Source organism: Flavobacteriales bacterium (genome assembly GCA_013214975.1).
Lineage (GTDB): Bacteria > Bacteroidota > Bacteroidia > DT-38 > DT-38 > DT-38.
In genome coordinates, this window is sequence record JABSPR010000446.1 from 1 (window position 1) to 3,156 (window position 3,156).

Consider the following 3,156-nt stretch of genomic DNA (forward strand, 5'->3'; position numbering starts at 1 on the left):
TAGAATCGGTAAACAGATTGAAGCAGATTCTATTTCAATTCTTACGCTATTAAAAGATGGGCATTATTTGAATAGAATAAATGTAAAGTCTGAGAGTGTATTATCCATTTTTATTCCTAATACCTATGAATTTTATTGGGACACGTCCGCTCAAGATTTTATTCAAAGAATGAAAAAAGAGTATGGTGAATTTTGGAGTGTGAGCAGATTAAAGAAAGCAAAGAAAGTAGGATTGTCTAAAATAGAGGTTTCGGTACTTGCTTCAATAATTCAAAAAGAAACCTCCAAAAATGACGAGAAACCTAGAATAGCAGGGGTTTATTTGAACAGATTAAAGAAGGGCATGAAACTGCAAGCAGATCCTACATTGATATACGCACTTAAAGATTTCACGATAAGAAGGGTGTTAAATAAGCATAAACTAATCGATTCGCCTTACAATACTTATATGAATGCCGGATTACCTCCTGGTCCAATATGTTTGCCTGAGATAGCATCAATTGATGCCGTACTCGAATCGGAAAGTCATAATTATTTGTTCTTTTGCGCCAAAGAAGATTTCTCGGGATACCATAGTTTTGCAGCATCATATGGCCAACATCTCTTGAATGCAAGACGTTATCAAAGAGAATTAAATAAACGTAAAATATTAAGCTAATTTTTTTTTTTATTTTAGCTTGTACAACTAAAATTAAATAATGGAGAAGATTAAATTTGGAACGGACGGGTGGAGAGCAATTCTTGACACACAATTTACAGTTGATAATGTGGCGCGAGTTACAATCGCAGTTGAGAAATGGATTTCGGAAAATGAAAGTTCGCCAACAGTTGTAGTTGGACATGACTGCAGAAGAGATGGAGAATTATTTGCAGTAACGGTTGCAAAAGTTTTACTGAACGGAGGTGTAAAAGTTAAGCTAGCAAAAGGCTATGTATCTACACCAATGGTTTCATTAGGAGTTGTTGAGGAAAAAGCTCAACTCGGAATAATTATTACGGCAAGTCATAACCCAGCTAATTATAACGGATATAAGATCAAGGCATCCTATGGAGGGCCACTTCTTCTTAAAAATATTGAAGAGATAGAGGCTATTATTCCAGATGAGAATTCAATCGATTTGGATTCAATTGTGTTAGACACTTATTTGGCAAGTGGTCAAATGGAGTACGTTGATCTTGAAACAATGTATTGTGATCATGTTAAAAATAGTTTTGACTTAGAGGCAATTAAAAACTCAGGAATAAACATTGCTTTTGATGCCATGTATGGATCCGGACAAAATGTTTTAGAAAGAGTATTGCCAGGGCATATCCTATTGCACTGCGAACACGATGATACATTTAAGGGGCAAGCACCTGAACCAATTGATAAGAATTTACAAGAGCTATCTCAATTAGTTAAAAACGATGCGAATATTCACATTGGACTCGCTACTGATGGAGATGCGGATAGGATTGGTCTATACGATAGCGATGGTGATTTTGTAGATTCTCATCATATTATTTTATTATTAGTTAGCTACTTTTATGATATAAAAGGGCTGCGAGGAGATGTATGTACTACGTTTTCAACTACAAGTAGAGTAAAAACCTTATGCGATCAATACGGTCTTCGTAACGAAGTAGTAAAGATTGGATTTAAGTATGTCTGTGAAGTAATGTTGGAGAATGAAGTTCTTGTAGGTGGCGAAGAATCTGGAGGAATTGCGGTAACGGGTCATATTTTAGAGCGTGATGGTATATGGATAGGTCTCGTACTTATTGAGTATATGGCTAAAACAGGCAAGTCTCTCCAAGAGTTAATTCAAGAAGTATATGCAAAGGTTGGTAGTTTTGCTTACGAGCGAAATGACCTTCATCTGGAAGAAAGTGTAAAGCTTAGCATTATTGAAAAATGTAGAAATGAAGAATTTAAAAGCTTCGGGTCGTATGTTGTTAATTCGTTAGAAACATTGGATGGTTTTAAATACTTCTTTGATAACGGAGAAACTTTACTGATTAGACCGTCTGGAACGGAGCCTGTTTTACGTACATACGCAGAATCGAAAACAAAAGAAGCTTCATTTGCACTGCTCGATGCAGTCGAAAAGGAATTGCTAGGTAAATGAAAGTAAAGTATTGCTATACTTTATTTTTATTTTTTATATCGACATTCTTAGTCGCTCAAAATGACCTTAGCCCACAATTAGATTCAAACTCAGTAAATCGTACAAGATTAATTGGAGTAATCGGAGTAGAAAGCCTCGTTTATGGCAGTTCCGTAATCGGATTAAGTAAGCTGTGGTATGAGGATTATACCAGCTTTCATTTCTTTAATGATAACAATCAATGGAAACAGATGGACAAAGTTGGTCATGCTTTTTCCAGTTATACCATAGGGCGTTATGGTATGGATATCTTAGACTGGACGGGTATTAAGCATAAAAAGGCCATTTGGATTGGAAGTAATATAGCCACGTTAGCATTGCTAACAGTAGAAACGTTTGATGGCTTTTCGGAAGATTGGGGTGCTTCTCCAGGAGATATGGTTGCAAATATTTCTGGTACCGCAATGCTAATTAGCCAAGAGTTGATTTGGGAGGAACAAAGAATTGTTTTCAAATATTCCTTTCATCCATCGTCATATGCAAAGCATAGGCCGGAACTGTTAGGTTCTAATTTTTCGGAGCAAATGTTAAAAGACTATAACGGACAAACTTATTGGCTGTCAGGAAATGTTTCATCTTTTAGTAAGAAAGAAACGAAGTTGCCTAAATGGTTAAATGTTGCCTTTGGCTATGGAGCGGATGCTTTGGTAGGTGGAGAGAATAATTTAATGAACGATACTTTAATAAATGAAAATCAATATCGCCAGTATTATTTGTCTTTAGATGTTGATTTTACTAGAATTAAGACATCATCTAAGGTTTTAAAAACCTTCTTTCGAGCAATAAATATTTTTAAAGTTCCTTTCCCAGCTATTTATATGAGTAAAGAAGGATTGAAATTCAAAGCGTTATATTTTTAGTATGTCTTTTAATATTGGTGATAGAGTACAGTTTGTAAATGAAGATGATGAGGGGGTTATTGAAAATATTCTTCCTGGAGATAAATTCTTGGTTTCCTCTTCCATGGGTTTTGATATAGAAGTGGATGGTGCTAATCTTATTTTGCAGA

General features: G+C 35.3%; 4 protein-coding genes. All 4 read left to right on the plus strand.

Translation table 11 applies throughout. From position 1 onward, the window contains the following. The coding region (mltG, locus tag HRT72_13870) for an endolytic transglycosylase MltG (protein NQY68796.1) at positions 1–658 on the plus strand (658 nt) is incomplete at its 5' end. Between the two features lie 40 nt (positions 659–698). Next, positions 699–2,108 carry a phosphoglucomutase/phosphomannomutase family protein gene (locus HRT72_13875; GenBank protein ID NQY68797.1) on the plus strand — a complete coding sequence of 470 codons (1,410 nt, stop codon included), beginning with the start codon at positions 699–701 and terminating at the stop codon, positions 2,106–2,108. Next, positions 2,105–3,007, plus strand: a complete 903-nt coding sequence (locus tag HRT72_13880) for a DUF2279 domain-containing protein (GenBank protein NQY68798.1) — start codon at positions 2,105–2,107, stop codon at positions 3,005–3,007. The genes HRT72_13875 and HRT72_13880 overlap by 4 nt, the downstream gene beginning before the upstream one ends. Before the next feature lies 1 nt (position 3,008). After that, positions 3,009–3,156: hypothetical protein (locus HRT72_13885; protein ID NQY68799.1), on the plus strand; the 148-nt coding region annotated here is incomplete at its 3' end.